Genomic DNA, 21,793 nt, shown 5'->3' with positions numbered 1-21,793 from the left:
GGCTTTCGGAGCCGCCATGGCGTTCAGCCCCGTTTGCGCCCGGATAGGCCGGTCACGTTGGTGGACATGGCGGGCGGGGCGCGCAGGGATTCGGCCAAGGCCGCCATGGTCGCTTTTTGCGAGAAATGCGTCCGCAGCAAGGCGCGGCCCGCCGCCACATGGCTGGCGCGCAGCTTGGCGTTCTCATGCAGGGCGAGGATGGCATCGGCCATGCCGCGCGCATCCTGGGCGATGGCGCTGTCCAGCCCGGCGGCGCGGGGCAGGCCCTCGGCGGCCATTGCCGTCATCGCGCAAGGCAGGCCGTGCGCCCATGCCTCCAGGATCTTGCCCTTGATCCCCGCGCCGAAGCGCAAGGGTGCCAGCGCCACCCGGGCCCCGGCATAAAGCGGCGCGAGATCCGGCACGTGACCGCGCAGCTCGACCCCGCGCGCCGCGATCCGCCGGGTCAGATCCACCGGAATGCCGGCCCCCGCGACCACAAGCCTCATGTTCGGCTGGCGCGCGCGCAGCAGCGGCAGGACATGCTCGCTCAGCCAGTCCAGCCCGTCGAGATTTGGCTCATGCGTGAAATTCCCGACGAAGATGAGCCCCTCTCCCGGTCCGGGGCTCGCCGGTACCGGCGGTTTGCCCTTGGCGGCCCCCGTCAAGGCGGGTTTGATGGCCCAGGGCACGATATGCAGTTTCCCGGCTTCAAGCCCGGCTTCGATCAGCTGTGCCGCCTCGGCCGGGGAGTGGGTGATGACCGCGTCGGCCTGGGCCATGACCGCCAGCTCCTGCCGGCGCGTGCGCGCGGCGGCGCGTGTCAGTTCCGGCCGGTTCTGCACATTGCCTTGCCGTGCCAGGCGCAGATGATGCAGATCCGCGACGCTGTAGAGAATCCGCGCGCGCGGCTGGTAATGGCGCAATAGCCCCATATAGGGGGCCGCCACCGGCGCGCGGTGCAGATAAATCAGCTCGAACTGCCCGGCCTGGCGGGCCAGGGCTTCCTCCACGGAACCGATGGCGGGCGGGGCGAGGCAGGCGATGCCCAGCGCCTCCAGAGAGGCGATGGCGGCATGATCCAGCGGCGCGTTCGTCTTGGCGGTGAAGGTGACATGCCAGCCGAGTTTCAGCAGGGCTTGCATATGGGAGAGAATGGCCTGAGCGCCGGCGCCGCGTTCCGGGCGTGGCCATGCATCGTCGATGACCAGGGCGCGCCGGGCCGTCAGGCCGACCCGGCTGCCGCGCTGCCCGCGGTGTGGCCCGGCGGCGCGCAGCAGGCCGGCATGGCGCTGTTTCATCTGCTCGGTCTCGTCCGTCAGCATGGCGAGCAAGGCGCGGGCCTGGGCCGGGCTGTCCGCCCGGGCCATGGCGGCGCTGAGTTGCGCGCGCAGGCTTTGCACCAGCGCCATGTCCGTGCCCGTTATCGCTTCGAGGCGGACCGGAGAACCGGACAAGCCGGTGCCGTGGCGCTTGCCGCGCACCATGAGGCTATGGGGCTGGTCCGCCGCCAGACGGCGCGGAAAGGTCAGGTGAAAGCCGTGCCAGCCATTGCCGATGCCCGCTTCCGCGAGGTCGGCGCGGAATTCATTGGCGAACACGGTGCCGATGAGGGTGCCGTTGTCCAGCACGTCCAGCTCCACCATGTCCTGGTCGTGCCCCTGGCGCCAGGCCCAGCCGCGCACGAAATCGTGCGTGGCTTCGTCCACGAAGCCTTGCAAGGCGGCTTGCGGCGCGCTGTCTTGCCCGGCGCGGGCCAGGATGCGGCGTTGCAGCGCCGCGAGCCGGGGGCCACCCTCTAGCATCGGCGCGCAAAATTGCCATTGCGCCGGCTTTTGGCCCGGGTAGAGGGCCGCGAACTCATCCGCGTTATGGAACATGCCGCGGCTGCCGCAATCGACGAAGCTTTCGGTGGCGGCGCCTTCCGCGAAGATGATGTCGTGCGTGTCCAGTTCGATGTGGATGTAATCGATCCGCTCGGGGCAGTCCACGACCGTGACATTGCGGCCATTCACCAGATGCTTGGCCTGGACCAGATGCCGGTCCAGATACATCGCATGCTCGGGCGAGACATGCAGCTCGCGGGCGGGCAATCGCGGCCCCAGCGCGCCAGCGGCGATGCGGATGGGCCAGACATTGCGGTTGGCGGCGGCAAAGGCGCCGAGATAGCTGCGCCGGCCGATCCATTTGATCGGCCGCGCCGCGCCGGAGCGCACGCTCACCTGGTCGCCGATCCGCAGATCCTCGACCGCCACGTCGCCGGTTTCGGTGCGGATGCGTGTGCCGGGGCAGAAGCAGGGCGTGCCGGTTTCCACCAGCACGAGGCTGTTGCTTTCGCCGGTCAGGGCGGCGCCCATGGTGATGCTGCCGGTGCTGGTGTCGGTGACGGCCTGATAATCCTGCATGGTGATGGCGTAGGTGCCGGAATCCAGGCTGATCGGCGTGGTGGTTTGCCATTCCCCGTCGATATTGGCGGTGGTGGTGACCCGCGTGACGATGCTGTTGTTTTCCGACACGGTAACGACGACGAAATCGTCGCCATTGACCTTGTTGGTGTAGCTGGAGATCCAGGAGGATGTGCCGGTGGCGTCGTTGGTGCCGGTCCAGCCGAAGACGAGGCTTTCCAGGCTGGTGGTGACGATGTTGCCGTTCAGGCTGTCCTGGTTGGCCAGCGCGCTGAAATCGTTGCCATTGAGCGTGCCGATGACCGGAGCGCTTGGCATGGTCAGGGTGGCCAGCGCGCTGGTGCTGGTATTCTCGGTCATGAGCGCGGGGTCGCTGGCGTCGCCGTCGCTGCCGGACAGCGTGTAGGTCAGCGTATCGACATATTGTGGAATCGTGGTGCCGCTGGTGCCGTTGACGAGCCCGAGACCGTCGATGGCGGCGGAGGTTTCCTGGCTCGTATAGTCGGGATTTTTGATATAGGCCTGGGTGACGACCGTGCCGCCGCTGATTTGTGTGTCGTCGACGCCAGAGAGCGTGAAGGTTTCGTTGGTGATGGTGCCGTCTTGCAAGGCGGCGCCGCTCACCGTGGCGTTGGTGAGGGTCGCGTTGGTGATGGTGGTTTCGTTGCTGCTGGTGGTCGAGGAGCCGCCCGTAATGCTGTAGCCGGAATAATTCGCGCTTTCGATGGTGCTGCCGCTGAGGGAGGCGGTTTGGAAGTCCTGGCTGAAGGAGGTGTTCGTGTAGCTGCCGCCGGTGAGCGTGCCGCCGGTGAAGATGCCTTCCGTCAGCAGGGTGCCGGAGACGCCGAAATTATCGATGGTGCCGCTGATGGTGGCGCCGGAGATGCCGCCGGAGATGAGATTGCCGGTTTCGAGGATGCCCGTGACGATCTGCCCGCCCGAGACATTGGTGACGTTGGAGGTATGGTCGATGACGATGGTGGCGCCGGTGACGTAGGCGCTGGTCACGGTGGCGCCGCCCAGCGTGCCGACCGTGACCGTGCCGCCGGAGGCCGTGGCGTTGTTGATGACCGCGCCGGTGACGGTGCCGGTATTCGTGGCGGTTTGCCGGGCCGTGGTGAGGTAGAGGTTATAGGTCTTGCCGCTGTCGGTGGCGGTTTCTTCCGTGACCTTGTACCAGGAAACGCCGCCCTCGGCGTTGACCGGCAGATTGTTGATCATCAGCTCGCCGTTGGCTTGCAGGCTGGTCGTGGCGGAGACGGCGTAGCTGCCGTTGGAATATTCAATGTCCCATTCGCGCCAAAGCCCGCCGGAGAGCCCGCTACCGTCCAGCGTTACATTGTCGAAAACCGGATTGTCGCCAGCGTCGGATGTCAGGATGCTCAGCACGATGGTCGCGTCCTGGTCGAGCACCATGCCGGCGTTTTCGGAATTGCCGACCGAGAAATCCAGCACGATGTTGTTGCCGCTGGTGCCGGTGGCGGCGGCGTATGTGCCGCTGGAGGGGACGACGATATTGTTGATCGTCGGGGCGGTGTAGCCTGTCGGCGTGTCGCTGGCGCCGAAAACCGTGAGGTCGATGGTCGAAACATCGATGCTGGTGTGCGGTTCGGTTAGGGAGAGCAGCGGGCCGCCCGAGGAGTAGGCCGCCGTTTCGGCGTCGGAATAGCCAAAACCGTAGGAATTTGAATTGTCGGTGATGACCGAGGCGTAGGAATTATAGGTTTGCGCGTTCGATTTGCTCGTCAGGTTATTGTCGAATGCGTAGGTGGGGTCCCAGTTATAGCTGTCATTGAGGTCGATGCCGCCGCCAGTGACCTGGGTGTTCACGGGAGTGCCGGTGGAGCCGTAATAGCCGGCGTTGAAGCCCACCATGAGCTGGCGCAGCACGGTGCCCCATTGGTTGTTGGCGCCGGTATTGATGGTGGTGACGAATGTGCCCTCGGAATAGATGCTGGCCGTGCCGTTGGTCTGGTAGATGCTGTCTTCCAGCTCCGTCGGGGTCAGTTCGATGTCGCCCTGGATCTGGCTGACATTGGCGATGGGCTTGAGCCAGAACGCCCCGTTCGAATAGCTCAGCGTATAAGCGAAATATCCGGCATTGTGATATGTGCCGGAACTGTCCTTGGCGCCGTTGAAGAAGCCTGAGATTTCGATGCTTTCGGCCTGCGTGCCTTCCAGGTTTTCGACATAGGTGGCCCAGTTGCTGGCATCGGTCGGCGGCTGCACGCTCATCGTGTCGTTGGCGAGCGGGCCGGTGCTGTATGTGACGATGGTGGCGCCGGAGTGGCTCAGCTCGCTGACCAGACTGGCGCCGCTGATTTTATAGCCGACGGAGGCGGTGGAGCCGTTACTATAGCTAACGCCTAGGCTCATCGGCAGCCCGTATTCGACGACGGAGGTGAGATTGCCCGCGTCCGTGGTGGTGCCGGTGAGGTTCAGCTCGACCGAATCATAGGCGAAATCATAGGCCGAGGCCATGGAGGCGTTGATCTGGCTCTGCTGCGTGATCACGTCCGGCAGGGAGGCGAGGGTGCTGCCATTGGATTGGCTTTGCACCAGAATATAGACCTTGCCGCTGGCGAAGCTGGACGGCAGATCGACGGTGAATTTCTCGCCATCCAGGGATGAGGAGATGGATGCCGCCGTGCCGTTTTGCACGGTCCCGTTCGTGACCAGGGGGGTCCAGGTTCCGATTGTTGTTGAAGAATCGTAATAAACAGCGTAAACGGAGGATGCCGTATTCCCCGCGCTCGTCAGGCTATCGATCAGCGTGTTGCTGAGCGTGACATCCAGCGTCGTCGCCATGTGTTTTTCCTAAACTATTGGTTCAGCGTTTCGGCACGGGCAGGCTGGCATTCACGGGGAATGGGCCGTCACGTTTCGGTACTTTTTTTGTAACGTCAGGTTGTGTCAATGGGCCCGGAATAGTTTGTTAACCTAACATTTGGGCGGTGGCCCATGAGGGCTGGATTAAGGCTTGATTTTGAAGGGGATTTTGAGGCCGGCGCGAGGCGCGTGCGACGCTATGCGGGAAAAATCCGCTTTGGCGCGGGATGAATTTTTCGTGATGGCCCCAGCCTCACGAGGAGGCGAGGCTCAGGCGCCGTTCCGCGCTGGCGATGGCCAGCGCCATGGCCAGGGCCATGGTCGCGGAGAGGGTGCGAAAAGCGCCGAGATCCGCCTCCACGACTTCCAGCCAAGCCTGGGAGAGGCCGGCGACGGGCGAGAAGGCGGAATCGGTGATGGCGACCAGCGGAACGCCGCGCGCGGCGGCCTGAGCCGCGATTTTCACGGTCGCGGGGGTATAGGGGGTGAAGGTGATGGCCAGAAGCGCGTCCTGCGGGCCGATGCCGCCAGCCTGCACGTCGATCATGCCGCCGACATTGTCCAGCAGCATATGCGGCATGCCCAGATTGCCGAGCATGTAGGACAGGTACGCGGCGGCGGGAAACACCCGGCGCTGGCCCAGCAGATAGATCATCCGCGCGCGGGCCAGCACGCTCACGGCGCGGCCGAACGCGGTGGGGTCGATGCTGCCGGACAGGCGGGACAGCGATTGCGCGGAGGTTTCCACGAGCCTTGTCAGCACCGGGGCGGAATCGGCCCCCTGCCCGGTTTCGTCCTTCACCTTGGATAGCCGCTCCTGATAATCCGGCCAGCGTTCGCGCAGGCGCGCGCGCAGCACCTGCTGCAGGTCCGAAAAACCGGAATAGCCAAGCGTCTGGGCGAAGCGCACCAAGGCCGAGGGCTGCACACCGGCGGCGCCGGCCAGTTCCGCCACCGTGCCCAGGGCCGCTTCATCCGGCCGGTCGAGCATGAATTTCGCCACCTGGGCCAAGCGCTTGGGCAAGGCCGCCTGGCGCTCGATGAGCATCTCGCGCAACGCGGCGAAGCTGCGTGGCGGCGCGGACGGGGAAAGACCAGCGGAGGACATGAAGGCAAGTTACCTCAAGCAGGGCGATAAATCTAGAATGAAATTTCTATTTTTGGAATGAACTAGAGGAATATGAATTAAAAACAGAATATGAGTTCCGGTATTGCGGAAAAAATGGAATTGTTGTTTCATTCATCTGTCAAAAACAATGTCTGGCGGCGGCTGTTTCTGGCCGCCGCGCCGCCCATCATGGCCTGAGAGGATTGGAAAGCCGCAATGGAAACGCTTGGTCACTATATCAACGGCAAACCTGTTTCGGGCTCTGGCCCGCGCAGCCTGCCCGTGTTCAACCCCGCCACCGGAACGCAGAGCAAGCAGGTGGCCGTGGCCACCGCGGACGAGGTGAATGCGGCCATCGCCGCCGCCGCCGCCGCTTACCCCGCCTGGGCCGCGACCCCGCCGCTGCGCCGCGCGCGGGTGATGTTCAAGTTCAAGGATTTGCTCGAGGACCATGCGGATGAGCTGGCGGAGCTGATTTCTTCCGAGCATGGCAAGGTGGTCTCCGATGCCAAGGGCGAGGTGACGCGCGGGCTGGAGGTCGTGGAATTCGCCTGTGGGATTCCGGAACTGCTGAAAGGCGAGTTCACCGAGAATGTCGGCACCAATATCGACAGCTATAGCGTGCGCCAGGCTCTGGGGGTGTGCGCGGGCATCACGCCGTTCAACTTTCCCGCCATGGTGCCGTTGTGGATGTTCCCGGTGGCCATCGCCTGCGGCAACAGCTTTGTGCTGAAAGTGTCGGAAAAAGTGCCGTCCGCCGCCTTGCGCATGGCCGAGCTTTTGAAGCAGGCCGGGCTGCCGGATGGCGTGTTCAATGTCGTGAACGGCGACAAGGATGTGGTGGAGCAATTGCTGCATGACAAGCGCATTGCCGCCATCAGCTTCGTCGGTTCCACGCCGATCGCCGAATATGTCTATTCCACCGGCACAAAGGCCGGCAAGCGCGTGCAGGCGCTGGGCGGGGCGAAGAACCATCTGGTGATCATGCCCGATGCGAATCTCGACCAGGCGGTGGATGCGCTGATGGGCGCGGCTTACGGCTCGGCTGGCGAGCGCTGCATGGCGGTGTCCGTCGCCGTGCCCATCGGGCCGATCGCCGAACCGCTGATCGAACGCATCGCCGCGCGCGCGCGCGCCCTCAAGATCGGGCCGGGCACGGACAAGGAAGCCGAGATGGGCCCGCTGGTGACCGAGCAGCACAAGGCGAAGGTGGAAGGCTATATCGCCAAGGGCGAGGCAGAAGGTGCCAAGCTGGTGCTGGATGGGCGCGGCTTGACGTTGCAGGGCAATGAGAGCGGGTATTTCACCGGCCCGACCTTGTTCGACAATGTCACGCCGGAGATGAGCATCTACAAGGAAGAGATTTTCGGGCCGGTGCTGAGCGTGGTGCGCCAGAACAGCTTCGATGCGGCGCTGGAACTGGTGAACAAGCATGAGTTCGGCAATGGCGCGGTCATCTATACATCCGACGGCGATACCGCCCGTGCCTTCACCAACGGCGTGCTGGCCGGCATGGTGGGGGTGAACGTGCCCATTCCGGTGCCGATGGCGTTCCATTCCTTCGGCGGCTGGAAGCGTTCCATCTTCGGAGACCATGCCATTCATGGGCGCGAGGGCGTGCGCTTCTATACCCGGATCAAGACCATTACGTCCCGCTGGCCGACCGGCATCCGCAAGGGCGCGGAATTCGCCATGCCGACAATGAAGTAAAGGCGGTCTTTCCGGTTTTGAAACCAGGGGGCGGCGTGCCATGCGCCGCCCCTTTCTTTTCGGGGCTAAATTTGCGAGGAGGACAGAACATGTTTCTGGAGGAATGATGCGCCTGCTTCTCGCCCTGTTGCTGCCCTGGCTGCAATTCTTCACCATTGGCAGGCCCTTCGCGGGCTTTTTCTGCCTGATCCTGCAGATCACGCTGATCGGCTGGATTCCGGCGGCCATCTGGTCCGTCTATGCGCTGAGCCAGTACAAGACGGACCAGAAGATCGAAAAAGCCATGCGCGGCGGCTAGCGCCGTTGCCGTTGGGGCCGGCTCGCGGGGGGCGCGTCCCGGTGTTTCAACGGGTGACTTGATCTGACCGGACGCCGCCCAGGCGCTGAAGCTTTTGGGCCGGGCCCGCGGGTGGGATCACGCCAAGGCTTGCGGGGCGGGATGGCCATTGGTCAGGGCGGCCAGCAGGTCGCCGATGCTGAGCAACCCCACCAGCGTGCCTTCATCCACCACCGGCAGGCGTTTGACATTCAGGCGGCGCATGGTTTTGGCGGCCTCGGCCAGCGTGTCCTCCGGCCCGAGCGAAGTGGGGTTGAGCGTCATCACATCGCTGACCTTGCGGCCATGGGCGGGGCTGTAATCCACGACGAGCGGTGCCGCGGCCAGGAAGGCCTTCAGCCAGCAGACATGCTGCCCGTCATGGCTTTCCAGCGCGGCCTGGCGCAGCAGGTCGCTCTCCGTCAGAATGCCGAGCAACTGGCCGGCCTCGTCGACAACTTGCAGGCTGCCCGCGTTGCGCGCGAGCATGACCCGCGCCGCCTCGGCCAAGCTGGCGCCGGGCGCGACCGTCACGGCGTCGGTCATTATATTGGCGGTGATCATCGCCTCTCTCCTTGGGAAATGACAGGGCCTGCTTGCACCCGCCGGTTCCGGCGACGCGATGATCTGGATCAAAAATTGCTGCGATGCAGCAATTGGGCCGTCAAGGGCGCGATCAAACGCGCGGTCAGGTCGATTTCGGCCGGCTGGTCCACGGCCTCGCTGCCCGCCATCACCGCCACGGCAAAGCCGATGGCCGAGGAGACGGGGTTATGCCGCCCCGCCCCGGCGCGCAGATTCATCACCAGAGTGGGGCAGAGGAACAAGGCAAGGCGGATCACTTCCCGCCAGTCCGCCGGAAGCATGTCGCGTGCCGCCAGCGTGGCCAGCCAGGGGGCCCAGAAGCTTCGCAGCTTTATCTCCATCAGATCCTGGCGGATGGCGGTGGGGGCCCAGTCCGTGTCGATGAACAGGCAATCTCCCTCGCGCCGGGCGGTGGCGCGGTGGAGACGGGCCGTTTGATCGGGCTCGTACAGCCAGAAAGGGTGCGCGCAGATATTGTGGAAGGTGGATTTCACCTCCGCCAGCAAGGAGGGGATGTTGGTGCCGGCGAAAGCGGGGTCGTAAAAGGTCAAACCCTGGGCGCTGTCCCACACATTGGCGTTATGCGCATCGCCGTGAGCGGTGATGCCGCCCGCATCGGCCAGATTGGAGGGGGCCAGGCGCGCCCGCGCGCGGTTGAACAGGCTGGACAGGGGCTCCCGGTATGCCGCGCCATTGACGACGAAGCGCAATGAGGCGAATTCTTCCCACGGCAGGGTCAGCCCGGGCAGAACGACTTTCTGGCCGGGATAGAACAGTTCATACCGCCCGCCAGGCGTCAGCCGGTTATGGAAAAGCTGATGGATGGGCTCCGCCGCCGCGTCGCCCGGCGCGATGGGGTGCAGCGTTGCGCGTGCAACCGCCAGCAGCTTTTCATTCAGCGCCTGTTCGGCGGCCAGGGCACGCCGATGTTCCACGGTGTCGTCCGCCATGTCCAGCGCCGCCAGCGTGTCGGCGAAGCGGGGATCCCGGCGGCGGGGATAGACGAGGATCTGTGCGCCTGGCTCGCGCGAGACATGCACGGGCTGGTCCACCGGCAGGCCCGCATGGCTTAGAAGCTGGGCACGGTAATATTCGCCCGCCATCTCATCCTCGCCGTCCTCCTGGTGGAACTTGAAGAAGAATTCCCCATCTTCCGCCAAGAAGAAGCCGTTGAGGGAGTTCAGGCTGTACTGATCGTCATTGATCCGCACCTGCCGCGCCACCAGCCCGAACCGATCCTTCAGCAAGGCGGCGATGCCTGCCTGGGCGTCTTCCATCCGCCCTTGCGCCGCCAGGGCGCGCAGACGGGCCGTGCGGCTTTCAGATGCTGGCAAGATAGCCGCCGTCGATATAAAGCACCTGCCCGGTGATGTAAGCGGCGGCGGGGGAGCACAGGAAGACCGCGGCACCCGCGAGATCTTCCAGCTCGCCAAAGCGGGCCAGGGGAATCTTTTCCAGCATTGCCCGCGCCCAGGCTTCGTTTTCGTAAAACACCTCCGTCATCGCGGTACGGAAATAGCCGGGGCCGATGCCGTTCACGCGGATGCCGCGCGGCGCCCATTCCGCCGCCAGCGCGCGGGTAATGCCCAGCATGCCGGATTTCGAGGCACCATAAGGGGCGGCGGTCGGCACGCCGACTTCCGAGGTGAGGGAACAAAGATTCAAAATCGCCGCGCCCTTGCCCATCATCCGCGCGGCATTCTGCGCGCAGAAAAAGGCGCCCTTCAGGTTGGTGTCGAGGATCTTGTCCCATAATGCCTCGTCGACATCGAGGGAGGGGCGCACATCCTCCACCCCGGCATTGTTCACCAGAATGTCCAATGTCGAGGTCATGGACTTGAGGATTTCAAATCCTTCGGCGATTCGCGCGGGCGCGGACACGTCCAGCCGCAGGGTGTGCGCCTTGTGCCCGGTGGCGCGCAGCCCTTGGGCGAGCCGATCCAGGGCGGCTTCGTCCCGCCCGGCGCAAAAAACCTCGGCGCCATCTTCGGCCAGGGCCAAGGCCAGCGCCCGGCCGATACCGCGCGTGGCGCCGGTGATCAGCGCCTTGCGGCCGTGCAGGGAAAAATGGCTCATTCCGTCAGCAGTTTCGCGCGCAGCGCCGAGACCGCGCGGGCATGGCCGTTGAACCCTTCATAGGTGGCGAAGCGTTCTGCGTGCGGCGCCAGGGCGGGATAAGCGGCCCCCGTGACATGCGCGATGGAGGCGCGCTTCATGAAATCGAACACGCAAAGCGGAGAGGAGGTGCGCGCCATGCCGTTGGTGGGCAGCACGGCGTTGGGGCCGAGCAAGTAATTGGCCAATGTCACCGGTGTATGGACACCAAGCAGGATTTCCCCCGCATTCGTCACGCGCCCCAGCGTGGCATGCGGCTCCTTGGTGAGAATCTCCAGATGCTCGGGCGCATAGGCGTTCACGAAGGCGACGGCGGCGGCTTCATCCTTGGTCAGCACCACGCCGCCATGGGCGCCGCCCAGCACGGTTTGCGAGAATTCGGCGCGCTGTGGCTCCATCTGCGCCCAATAGCGGGGCAGGGCCTCCATCGCCTCTTTCGCAACGCGCTCGCTGTTGGTGACCAGATAGGCGGAACTGTCCGGCCCATGTTCGGATTCGATGATGAGATCCAGTGCCGCCAGCGCGCCATTGACGCTGTCATCGGTCAGGATGATGGCTTCCGAGGGGCCGGCCGGCGTGCCCGTGTCGATCGCCTGTGCCAGCAACCTCTTGGCCGCCACCACATAAGGGCTGCCGGGGCCGACGATCTTGATGCATTTCGGCACGGTCTGGGTGCCGTAAGCCACGGCCGCGACACCCTGGGAGCCGCCGCATTTATAGATCTCGGTGATGCCGATCAGTTTCGCGGCGACCAAGGTGCCGGCATCCACTTTGCCGTCCGGCCCAGGCGGGGTGATGATCACCACGCGCTTCACGCCCGCCACCATGGCGGGGATGCAGGTCATGTTCACCACGCTGGGGAAGGCGCCCTTGCCGCGCGGCACGTAGCAGGCCACGGAGTCGATCGGCAGCATCCGGTCGCCCGTCCATACACCGGGGCGGATCTCCTTCATCCACATCTCTTCGGGCTTCTGCGCCTCGTGAAAGCGGCGGATATTGTCGATGGCGAAGCTCAGCGTCTCGATCATCGCCGGGTCGAAATCGGCGAATGCCGCCTCGAACTCTTCTGGCGTGGCGCGCAGGGACATGTCCTGTGCGCGCACCTTGTCGAAATCATGGGCGAAACGCAGCAAGGCGGCATCGCCCTCCTGGCGCACGGCCTCGATGATCGGCTTCACCTGTTCGGTGATGGCGGACAGATCGGTCTCCGTGCGGCGCAGCAGCGCGGGTGGAATCGCGTCGTCATGACGCAGATCGTGAAAGCTGATGGGTTGGCTCATGGTCTGTCTCTCAGTCTTCATCTGGGTGCAGGTCTTCGCGGATGGTCGCCAGAACCTGGCTTTGCAGAGCGATGAATTCGGGGCTGGTGGTGATGCCCGCCGGGCGCGGGCGGGGCAGATCCACCTTGAATTCGGTCTTGATGCGGCCAGGGCCGATGGTCATCGCCACGATGCGGTCGGAGAGATAGACCGCTTCCTCCACATCGTGTGTCACGAACAAAACGGTGAGCCTGTGCTTTTCCCATACGCCGGTCAGCAGGGTTTGCATCTCATGGCGGGTCATCGCGTCCAGCGCGCCGAAGGGTTCGTCCATCAGCAGCACTTTCGGCCGGTAGGACAAGGCGCGGGCGATGGCCACGCGCTGTTTCATGCCGCCGGACAGCTCATGCGGGTAGGCATCCATGAATTTGGACAGTCGCACCAGCGCCAAATGCTCCTCGGCGATCTCGCGCACCGCCTTGCCCTTATGCCCCGCCGCCTTCAGCGCGAATTCCACATTGCCGCGCGCGCTGAGCCAGGGCAGCAGCGTGTAGGACTGGAAGACCACGCCCCTGTCCAGCCCTGGGCCTTCCATCGGCGCGCCGTCGATGAGGATGTCCCCCGCCTCGTAATCCAGCAATCCGGCGACAATGGAAAGCAGCGTGCTTTTGCCGCAGCCCGACACGCCGACGAGCGAGACGAATTCATTCTCCGCCAGGGCGAGGTTGACATCGCGCAGCGCCTCGTTGCGGGCGAAGCGTTTGCCAAGATGTTTGATTTCAAGCTTCGCCGCCATCAGCGGTGGCCTTTCGCGTAGGGGAAGAGCACGCGTTCCAGCGCCTTCATGATCTGGTCGGAAATCAGCCCCAGCACGCCGAGAATGAGGATATAGCCGATGGTCACATCCGTCTGGAAATAACGCTGGGAGACGGTGATTCGATAGCCAAGGCCGGAATTGGCCGCCACCAGCTCGGCCACCACCAGCCAGGTCCAGGCCCAGCCGAAGGTGATGCGCAGCGTGTCCCAGATGCCGGGCAGAGCGGAGGGCACGACGATTTTCATCTGCAACTGGAATTCCGAAAGACCCAGCGTGCGGCCCAGCCCGATGAAATCGCGCGGGACGCGCTTGACGTTGTCCATCACCATCAGGATCTGCTGGAAAAAGGTGCCGATCCAGATGATCAGGAATTTCTGGATGTCGCCGGTGCCGGTCCAGAGGATGGTCAGCGGCAGAAACGCGACGACGGGCATGTAGCGGATGAAATCCGCCAGCGGTTCGAGCGCGGCCTCCCAGAAGCGGTAGGAACCGATGAGCACGCCGATGGGCACGGCCATGACCGAGGCGATGAGAAACCCGGCAACGATGCGGTAGGTGGAAATGCCCACATCCCCCCAGAGCGTGCCGGCGGCGGAGAGGGCGGCGAGCTTGCCCCAGACCGCGCCGGGGGCCGGCAGGAACAAGGCGGGCACCAGCCCGCTGGCGGTGACGGCCCACCAGATGAGGAACAGGAGCAGGAATACCCCACCGGAAATGGTGAGGAAACTCCGCCGCCCGATCGTGCCCCCGGTGGTGAAGAGGGCACGGCGCGCGGCGCTGAATTTATTTTGCGGCATCGAGGAAGCGGGCGTCCAGAACCTGAGCGGGGGTGACGGTGCCGTTGACGATGCCGGCCGCCTGAGCGGCTTTCAGCACGTCGCCGAAGGTTTTATCCTTGAAGCTGCCATTGAAGGCCGCGCGGGCCGCGGGCACGGTGTAATAGGTCACGCCGTCGAACGCCGTGTTGAGGCTGGCGAGATCCGAGCCAACCGCCTGGGCGATAATGGTGCGGCCTTCCTTTACATGGGTGTTGTAATAGGTGATCGCGTCCTGCCAGGAGCGGATCAGCGCCTCGACCTGGCCGGGATCCTTCTTGATCATCGAATCCGGCACGATCAGCACATCCGAGATCAGGCCGGGATTCACCCCGGCCGTGAAGAGCCGGTGATACCCCTTGCCGGAGGCGAGAGCGGCGGAAATATAGGGCTCGTAGGTCACGGCCACCGGCACCCGCCCGGCGATGAGCGCGCTGCCCGCGTCGGCGGCGGGCATGGGCACCTTGGTGATGTCCGAGAATGGAATTCCCGCCTTGGCCAGCGCGTAATGCAGCAGAACGTCGCTGGTGGAGCCTTCCTCATAGGCGATTTTCTTGCCCTTGAGCTGGGCGATGCTGGTGATGGAATCCGGCGCCAGGATCGCATCGGCGGTGTTGGAGAAATCCATCAGCAGCACGGCCTTCACCGGCAGCCCCGCGGCGACCATGGCCATGGCGGTATTGGTGGAGACGCAGGCCACGCTGACCTGCCCGCCGGCCATCGCCGCGTTCAGATCCTTGTCTTCCTGGAAGGAGATGATCTTCACATCCTTCAGCCCTTCCTTGGCGAAGAAGCCTTCCTTCTGCGCCACATACCATTGACCATAGCCAAGCCAGGGCTCCAGGGCGATCTTCACCGTGCCGGGTTCGGGCGTGGCGGGAATGGGTTGCGCGCGGGCGAATGTCGTGCCCAGCAGAGCGGCTCCGAGAGCCAGGGAAAGCAGCAGCCTCTTCTTCAGCATCATGAATCTCCGTCTTGGACCGTCCCGCGGTCGGATGCCCGCGATAACAGCAGGGGCGGGAAGTTTGGTCAATGCGTTTGTATATACATTTCGCATTATTTGCATATACAATTTGCTTGACCGTCGAGAGTGCCTTTTTTATCGTCGCGGGCATGAAGGCGGTACGGCTCCACGGTGTGGCGGATATTCGGTTTGAAGAGATTGACGCGCCGGGCGCGCCCCCGCCCGGCCATGTGCGGGTGGCGGTAAAGGCGGCGGGCATCTGCGGGTCGGACTTGCATAATTTCAGGACAGGGCAGTGGATTTCCCGCGTGCCCGCGACGCCGGGGCATGAGTTCTCGGGTGTGGTGGTGGAGGCGGGGCCGGGTGCCGCGCTGTCGCCGGGTACGCTGGTGGTGGCGGATTCCCGGGTCTGGTGCGGGGAATGTCCGCAATGCCGCGATGGTGCTTATAATTTATGCGCGCATATCGGCTTCGTGGGAGAGGTTTGCGAGGGCGGGTTCGCCGAGGAGGTCGTGCTGCCGGCGCACCAGCTGCTGGCTGTTCCGGCGGGCACGCCGCCGGAGGTGGCGGCCCTTGCCGAGCCGCTGGCCGTGGCCTTGCACGGGCTGGCGCGGCTGACCCTTCCCAAGGGCGCGCCCTTGCTGGTGGCGGGGTGCGGCGCCATTGGCGGGCTGGCCGCCTTTGCCGCGAGCCGCCTGCATGACGGGCCGCTGCTGGTGGCCGACCGGAACGCGGCCCGCGCCTCGCTGGTGGCGCAGGTGACCGGCGCGCGCATTGTGCCGCTCGACGCGGCGGTGCTGGCGGGGGAGCGTCTGGGCCACGCGCTGGAGGCCACGGGCAGTGGTGCCGTGCTCACCGCCCTGGCCGGGTTGATGGCCCCGGGCGGGCGCGTTGCCCTGGTGGGGATTTTTCATGGCCCGGTGAGCCTGGATGCCAATCTGCTGGTGGAGCGTGAGATCACGTTGCTCGGCAGCCACGCATTCGCCGATGAATTGCCGCGCGCGGCGGCCCTGGCGGCGGCGAATGCGCCCGCTTTGTCCCGCTTGGTGGCGGCGGGGGTGGCGTTGGAGGATCTGCCCGCGACCTATCAGGCGCTGCTGGCGGGGGAAGTGCTGGCGTTGAAGACGCTGGCGCGCCCGTAGCCGGTCAGCTGCGCCCTGGCAGCATCCGCCGCAGCACGCCGTCTTTCAGGATGTAATGATGCAGAAGGGCCGCCGCCGCGTGCGCGCCGGCCAGCACGATGATGGTCCAGGCGGCGATGTCGTGAATCTGGTCGGTGACATAGCCCGCCGTCTTGGAAAAGGTGCCGAAGGGCGAGGGGATCAGCAGCCCGAAAAAAACGAGCGGGTGATTGTCCGTCCAGCGTGTGAGAAAGCCGAGCACGATCTCCGCCCCCAGCAGCAGGTAGAGCAGATGATGCATGCCCCGCGCGGCGCGGGCGAACAGCCCGGCGCCGTCATCGAAGCTTGTATGGCCCGGGCGGAGCCGCCAGGCCAGGCGCAGGGCGAACAGGGCGGTGAGGAGCAGGCCAAAGGACATATGCGCCGAGACCATCAGATGATGCGTGGGGCGGGGAAAGAAGCCCCATAGCTCGGCGAGCAGGAATTGCACGGCCACCAGCAGCGCGGTCAGCCAATGCAGGGCGATGGTGAGGCGGTCATGGTGGGTGGGCAAGGCGGAGGAGCGGGGGGAAGCTTGCGGATCCATCTTCTGCCGGAAAGAAGTTGCGCGTGAGCTATAAGGGATTTTTCCCCATGCGGCAAAGCCGCGCGCCGGGCTCCGGCCCAGGGGAGGCATGGAGCCCGGCTCTGGATCATTTCAGATGATGGACGTTTTGCAGGCCATAGACCGGGGTCGCCAGCCCTTCCATCCGGGCTTTCAGTTGCAGCGCCAGATAGAGCGAATAATGGCGGGACTGATGCAGATTGCCGCCATGGAACCAGAGATTTTCCTGCTGGGTCGGTTTCCACATATTGCGCTCCTCACCTTCCCACGGACCGGGATCCTTGGTGGTGGCGGAGCCCAGCCCCCAGACCTTGCCGACCTTGTCCGCCACGTCCTGGCTGATGAGATCCGCCGCCCAGCCATTCATCGAGCCATAGCCGGTGGCGTAGACGATGAGGTCGGCGGGAAGCTCCGTGCCGTCGGTGAATTTCACGCCGGTTTCGGTGAGTTCCTCGACCCCCACGCCGCTCTTCAGCTTGATGCCGCCATTGATCACCAGCTCGCAGGCGCCGACATCGATGTAATAGCCTGAGCCGCGGCGCAGATATTTCATGAACAGGCCAGAGCCGTCATCGCCGAAATCCAGCATGAAGCCGGCCTCGCGCAAGGCGGCATAGAAGGCGGCGTCGCGCGCCTGGATCTTCTCGTAAACCGGAATGTGGAATTCATGCATGATCTTGTAGGGGATGGAGGCGAAAATCATGTCCGCCTTGCGGGTGGTGACGCCGTTGGCGAGCGCCTGCTCGGAATAAAGCCCGCCTAGGGCTTCCTCCATCAAGGAATCGGAACGCACGATATGGGTGCTGGAGCGCTGTACCATCGTCACGTCCGCCTCCACCTCCCACAAGGCGGCGCAGATGTCGTGGGCTGAGTTGTTGGCGCCGATCACCACCACCTTCTTGCCCGCATAGGCATCTGGTCCGGGATGCTGGGAGCTGTGCTGCTGCTCGCCCTTGAAGCGCTCCATGCCCTTGAAGCTGGGAATGTTCGGCTTGCCCGACATGCCGGTGGCCAGCACGAGCTGGGTGGGGCGCAGTTCGATCTCCTGGCCATCGCGCGTCACCGTCACGCGCCATGTCTTGCTGGCCTCGTCGAATGTGGCGTGCTTGGCCACGGTTTTGGGCCAGTAATTGATTTCCATCACCTTGGTGTAGAATTCGAGCCAGTCCCCGACTTTGTCTTTGGGTGAAAATACCGGCCAGTTCTTGGGGAAATCGATATAGGGCAGATGGTCGTACCAGACGGGGTCGTGCAGGCAGAGGGATTTATAGCGCTTGCGCCATTGGTCGCCCGGGCGGTCATGCTTGTCGATCACGATATGCGGCACGCCGAGCTGGCGCAGCCGCGCGCCAAGCGCGATGCCCCCCTGGCCGCCGCCGATGACGAGCACATAAGGCTGTGTCTCATGGCCGAGCGCGCGGGTTTCCTCCTCGCGTTTTTCCGCCCAGCTCTTGCGGGTCTTGGAAATGCCGTGCTCCGCGCCCATCGGGCGGCGCAAGCCGGAGGGTTCCTCGAAGCCCTTCAGTTCGGTGAGGGTGGTCAGCAGCGTCCAGGCCGCGCCGTCGCGCAGCCGCAGATAGGCTTCCCCCCGGCCGACACCGGTTTCAAGGCTCAGCCAGGCTTCCGTGACATCGCCATTTTGGCTGGGGTCCTCGGCCAGGCGGAAGGCCACGCGGCCCAGATGCGGCAATGTCTCGCGCAGCATGTCGCGCACCCCATCCGGATTTTCCACCGTCTTGATGTTCCAGGTGAAGGCGGTCAGGTCGCGCCAGAAGCTGGTGGTGGCGAAGAGCCGCGCGGCGGTGTCCACGTCATATTCCGCCAGGGCGGCGTTGAAGGCGCTCAGCCAGGATTCCACGGCCTCACGCGGCGCGGCGGCGCTGGTTTCGATCGTCATGTCGTTCATGTTCGTTTCCAGTTTTTCTTGGGTTTGTCTCAGCCATTCAAATCGATGAGGATTTTCAGATGCTTGCCGGAGGGGTCGAGCAGCGCCTCGAAACCCTGGCTGACCGCATCCTGCAATTTGATCCGCGCGGTGACGGCCTTGGCGGCGGGCAGCGCGCCGGAGGCGATGAGCCGGATGACGCGCGGCCAGTAATGGGTCGGGTAGGCCCAGGCGCCGCGCAGATCGACATCCTTGAACGTCACCTGGAACCAGTCCAGCGGGTTTTCGTGCGGGTGCAACCCAGTCTGCACCACCACGCCCTGCTTGCGCACCGCATCCAGGCAGGCTTTCAGCGCATGTTCATTGCCCACGCATTCCAGCGCCACGTCGCAACCCACGCCGCCTTCCGTCGCGGCGCGCACCGCCTCGCCCACATTGTCGCGCTTGGGGTTGAGGGTGGTCAGCTCCGGCACGATGGCCTTGGCGTAGGCTAGGCGCGCATCGTTCAAGTCCGAGAGAAAGAGCGGTCCGGCCCCGGCGGCGCGCGCGGCCAGCAAGGTCAGCAGCCCGATGGGCCCGGCACCCGTCACCAGCACGGAGTGGCCGGCGCTGACCCCGCCGCGGTCGCAGGAATAAACCGCGACGGCGGTGGGCTCCACCAGGGCGGCTTCCTCGTCGCTGAGGCTGTCGGGGATTTTCTGGACGTTATAGTCATGGACCGTGGCGGCCTCGGCCATGCCGCCCCAGGCCCAGCTCAACCCCACCAGGGCCAGTTGGGGGCTGAGATGAAACAATCCGCGTTCGGCGAAATAATCCCCCGAGCGGGGCATGATCAGCGGTTGGATGGAGACGCGGTCGCCGGGTTTGACGTTGGTGACACCCGCGCCGATGGCCTCCACCACCCCGCCGAATTCATGGCCCAGAATTTGCGGCCCATGCGCGCCCGTATAGGGGTGCGGGGTGGTGGGAATGAAGATCGGACCATAGGCATATTCATGCAGGTCGGTGCCGCAAATGCCGGCGAAGCGGTTGCGCACCAGCACCTGGCCGGGGGGCGGGTTGCCGGGCGGGGCGGAAATATCTTCCACGCGCAAATCGCGCGCGGCATGGAATCGTAGGGCTCGCAAGCTGTTTCCTCCTTGCTTTTGTCGTTGCAAGAAACGGATGAGCAACCGGCGTGCCAAAATCAACTCATTGAAAAAGCACAAAACCATGCATGCGTGCCCGCCACGATGTGGCGGGGCCTGTGGCGTTTACCTGTGGCGGTTCACTTGCATCCGGCGCATGCGGCGATGGATGGTGGTGCGATCCACCCCCAACTGACGCGCCAGGGCGGAAACATTGCCGCCGCAATCGGCCAGGGCGGCGCGCAGCCGCGCGGCTTCGTTTATGGGGCCGCCGCCCAATGTCTCCGGCAGGTCTTCGGGGCCGATCTCATCGCCCTCGCACAAGGCCGAGGCGGTGGCGAGGCAATGATCCAGCTCCCTGATATTGCCAGGCCAATGATGCGCCCGCAGCGCCGCCCAGGCCGCCTGGTTCAGGCTCTGGCCGGATGGGGCGTGCCGGGCCAGCAATTTTTCCACCAGCCAGCCGAAATCCGCCCGCGCGCGCAAGGGGGGCAGGCTGAGGGTGGCGGCGTGCAGCCGGTAATAAAGATCCTCCCGGAACCGCCCTTCCGCCGCCAGCGCGCCGAGGTCGCGGTGCGAGGCGGAGATGATGCGCACCCGTACCCGGCGGGGCTGGGTGGCGCCCAGAGGCTGCACCTCCTGCTCGGCCAGCACGCGCAACAGCCGGGTTTGCAGGGCGAGCGGCATGTCCCCGATTTCGTCCAGGAACAAGGTGCCGCCATCCGCCGCTTCGATCAGCCCCTTGCGGCCCTTCAGCGCGGCGCCGGTAAAGGCGCCCGGCGCATGGCCGAACAACTCCGCTTCGGCCAGGCTTTCGGGGATGGCGGCGCAATTCACCGCGACGAACGGGCCTTTCAGCCCGCTGGTCTGGTGCAGCGCCTGGGCCATGAATTCCTTGCCGGTGCCGGTTTCGCCATGGATGCAGAGAGGCAGGTGGGTGCGGGCCAGGCGCGCGGCTTTGTCCAGCAGCCGGTTTATCTCCGGCGTCTGGCCGCCTAGTTCGCGCAGCGCCGTGGGTAGCGCGGTGGGCAGGCTGGCGGCGCGGGCGCGCGGGCGCGCCGGTGGTTCGATGGCATGGGCGAAGAGTGTCTGCCCGTTCCGTGTCCGCAGCACGCGTTCCTGCGCCGGGCGCCCGCGTGTGAGGCCGGGCAGCCCGTCCACCTCCAGATCCAGGAAATGCGAAACGGGCTTGCCCAACAGCGCCTCGGGCCGCCGCCAATCCCGCCCCGTTGCTTGCCCCGTTGCCTGGGCCAGCATGCGCGCGGCGGCGTTGGTCATGCCCGCGATCCGCCCCGCATGGTCGATGGCGATGGCGCCTTCCGGGTCCACATCCAAAAATTCGGGCGCGGGCGCGAAGCGCAGCACCCATTGCCGGCGGGTCTGGGCCATGAGGTTGGCAAGTTCGATCCGCCGGGCCGTGGCGGTGACGAGATGGCGTGCCAGGGTCTGGCTGATCTTCTCCCGCGGGGAGGAGAGCAGTGAGATGTCCAGCACGGCGCACAGCGCGCCGCCCGTGTCGTAGATCGGCGCGGCGGTGCAGGAGAGCGGGGTGTGCGTCATGTCGAAATGGTCGGTCTGGTGGATGGTCAGCGCCTCGCCAGCGGCGATGCAGGCCCCCACGGCGCAGGTGCCCGCCCGTGCCTCGGCCCAGTCCGCGCCCAGATAAAGCCCCGCCTTGCGCAGATCCCGCGCCTGACGCTGATCGCCGAAATATTCCACGGCGATGCCATGTCGGTTGGTCAGCAGCAGCACGTAGTTCTGCCCGGAAATATGGCCGTAGAGCCGTTCCAGCCCGGAACGGGCGATGGAGATCAGCTCCTCCGCCTGCTGGCGATGTTCCTTCAGCCGCCCCTCGGGCAAGATCACCGCCTCGCAATTCACCGTCGGGTCGAGATGATGTTCATCCAGGCAGCGCCGCCAGGATTGGACGACATAAGAATCCCGCCCCGAGACGCCGCCGCGCCAGGCGGTTTCGATTTCACGCACATGCTCGATCGTGCTCATAGCGTTTCCCCTTGCCGTGCGCGCGGCACCGGGGCGACACGCGGCGGCTTTATGGTTTTGTTTGAAATCTGGCTTCCTGGCCGGTGGATTGCAAGCTTTTCCAGCCTTGGCGCGCGCATGGCGCGCGGCGCTCGACGCGCCGGGATTGGG

General features: G+C 64.9%; 16 protein-coding genes. 3 read left to right on the top strand and 13 right to left on the bottom strand.

Going from position 1 to position 21,793, the window contains the following annotated elements; all coding sequences use genetic code 11:
• Positions 1–23: 23 nt before the first annotated feature.
• On the bottom strand, positions 24–5,192 hold the full coding sequence (locus tag AB7D48_RS00355) for a Hint domain-containing protein (protein WP_427975063.1): 5,169 nt from the start codon (positions 5,190–5,192) through the stop codon (positions 24–26).
• Between the two features lie 274 nt (positions 5,193–5,466).
• Complete coding sequence (locus tag AB7D48_RS00350; protein ID WP_427975061.1) at positions 5,467–6,321, bottom strand: MurR/RpiR family transcriptional regulator; 855 nt, start codon at positions 6,319–6,321, stop codon at positions 5,467–5,469.
• A gap of 216 nt (positions 6,322–6,537) precedes the next feature.
• Here AB7D48_RS00350 and AB7D48_RS00345 point away from each other — a divergent pair, with 216 nt between their 5' ends.
• Together AB7D48_RS00345 and AB7D48_RS00340 are read left to right on the top strand one after the other, a co-directional pair.
• Positions 6,538–8,031, top strand: coding sequence for a CoA-acylating methylmalonate-semialdehyde dehydrogenase (locus tag AB7D48_RS00345; RefSeq protein ID WP_427975059.1), 1,494 nt, complete (start codon positions 6,538–6,540; stop codon positions 8,029–8,031).
• A gap of 106 nt (positions 8,032–8,137) precedes the next feature.
• Complete coding sequence (locus tag AB7D48_RS00340) at positions 8,138–8,329, top strand: YqaE/Pmp3 family membrane protein (protein ID WP_427975057.1); 192 nt, start codon at positions 8,138–8,140, stop codon at positions 8,327–8,329.
• A 117-nt stretch (positions 8,330–8,446) separates the two neighbouring features.
• Here the strand turns inward: AB7D48_RS00340 and AB7D48_RS00335 are convergent, their stop codons facing one another.
• The 7 genes from AB7D48_RS00335 to AB7D48_RS00305 all read right to left on the bottom strand — a co-directional run bounded on the left by AB7D48_RS00335 (position 8,447) and on the right by AB7D48_RS00305 (position 14,902).
• Positions 8,447–8,911, bottom strand: a complete 465-nt coding sequence (locus tag AB7D48_RS00335) for a CBS domain-containing protein (RefSeq protein ID WP_427975054.1) — start codon at positions 8,909–8,911, stop codon at positions 8,447–8,449.
• 68 nt (positions 8,912–8,979) lie between these two features.
• Positions 8,980–10,266 carry a hypothetical protein gene (locus AB7D48_RS00330; RefSeq protein ID WP_427975052.1) on the bottom strand — a complete coding sequence of 429 codons (1,287 nt, stop codon included), beginning with the start codon at positions 10,264–10,266 and terminating at the stop codon, positions 8,980–8,982.
• A complete protein-coding gene (locus tag AB7D48_RS00325; protein WP_427975050.1) occupies positions 10,253–11,008 on the bottom strand; it encodes an SDR family NAD(P)-dependent oxidoreductase in 756 nt (251 codons plus the stop codon). Before AB7D48_RS00325 ends, AB7D48_RS00330 begins: the two co-directional genes overlap by 14 nt.
• The gene (gene hisD, locus AB7D48_RS00320; RefSeq protein ID WP_427975047.1) at positions 11,005–12,327 is read right to left on the bottom strand and encodes a histidinol dehydrogenase; all 1,323 of its coding nucleotides are present in this window, start codon (positions 12,325–12,327) and stop codon (positions 11,005–11,007) included. Before hisD ends, AB7D48_RS00325 begins: the two co-directional genes overlap by 4 nt.
• A gap of 10 nt (positions 12,328–12,337) precedes the next feature.
• Positions 12,338–13,102: an ABC transporter ATP-binding protein gene (locus AB7D48_RS00315; protein ID WP_427975044.1), complete on the bottom strand. Its 765-nt coding sequence runs from the start codon at positions 13,100–13,102 to the stop codon at positions 12,338–12,340.
• A complete protein-coding gene (locus AB7D48_RS00310) occupies positions 13,102–13,920 on the bottom strand; it encodes an ABC transporter permease (protein WP_427975042.1) in 819 nt (272 codons plus the stop codon). The genes AB7D48_RS00315 and AB7D48_RS00310 overlap by 1 nt, the downstream gene beginning before the upstream one ends.
• On the bottom strand, positions 13,907–14,902 hold the full coding sequence (locus tag AB7D48_RS00305; RefSeq protein ID WP_427975039.1) for an ABC transporter substrate-binding protein: 996 nt from the start codon (positions 14,900–14,902) through the stop codon (positions 13,907–13,909). Before AB7D48_RS00305 ends, AB7D48_RS00310 begins: the two co-directional genes overlap by 14 nt.
• A gap of 113 nt (positions 14,903–15,015) precedes the next feature.
• On the opposite strand from AB7D48_RS00305, the gene AB7D48_RS00300 reads away from it, so the two are divergent.
• Positions 15,016–16,044 carry a zinc-dependent alcohol dehydrogenase gene (locus tag AB7D48_RS00300; RefSeq protein ID WP_427975037.1) on the top strand — a complete coding sequence of 343 codons (1,029 nt, stop codon included), beginning with the start codon at positions 15,016–15,018 and terminating at the stop codon, positions 16,042–16,044.
• Positions 16,045–16,048: 4 nt separating this feature from the next.
• Here the strand turns inward: AB7D48_RS00300 and AB7D48_RS00295 are convergent, their stop codons facing one another.
• The 4 genes from AB7D48_RS00295 to AB7D48_RS00280 all read right to left on the bottom strand — a co-directional run bounded on the left by AB7D48_RS00295 (position 16,049) and on the right by AB7D48_RS00280 (position 21,643).
• Positions 16,049–16,609, bottom strand: coding sequence for a cytochrome b (locus AB7D48_RS00295; protein ID WP_427975035.1), 561 nt, complete (start codon positions 16,607–16,609; stop codon positions 16,049–16,051).
• Between the two features lie 106 nt (positions 16,610–16,715).
• Positions 16,716–18,533: a flavin-containing monooxygenase gene (locus AB7D48_RS00290; protein ID WP_427975032.1), complete on the bottom strand. Its 1,818-nt coding sequence runs from the start codon at positions 18,531–18,533 to the stop codon at positions 16,716–16,718.
• A 29-nt stretch (positions 18,534–18,562) separates the two neighbouring features.
• Entirely contained in the window at positions 18,563–19,639 is a 1,077-nt protein-coding gene (locus tag AB7D48_RS00285) for a 2,3-butanediol dehydrogenase (protein WP_427975030.1), read from the bottom strand.
• Positions 19,640–19,765: 126 nt separating this feature from the next.
• Complete coding sequence (locus AB7D48_RS00280; RefSeq protein WP_427975027.1) at positions 19,766–21,643, bottom strand: sigma-54-dependent Fis family transcriptional regulator; 1,878 nt, start codon at positions 21,641–21,643, stop codon at positions 19,766–19,768.
• Between the last annotated feature and the right edge of the window lie 150 nt (positions 21,644–21,793).

Source organism: Acidocella sp., from assembly GCF_050253495.1.
GTDB lineage: Bacteria > Pseudomonadota > Alphaproteobacteria > Acetobacterales > Acetobacteraceae > Acidocella.
Note: the sequence above shows the minus strand (reverse complement) of the source record. Positions and strands in the feature narration are given on the sequence as shown.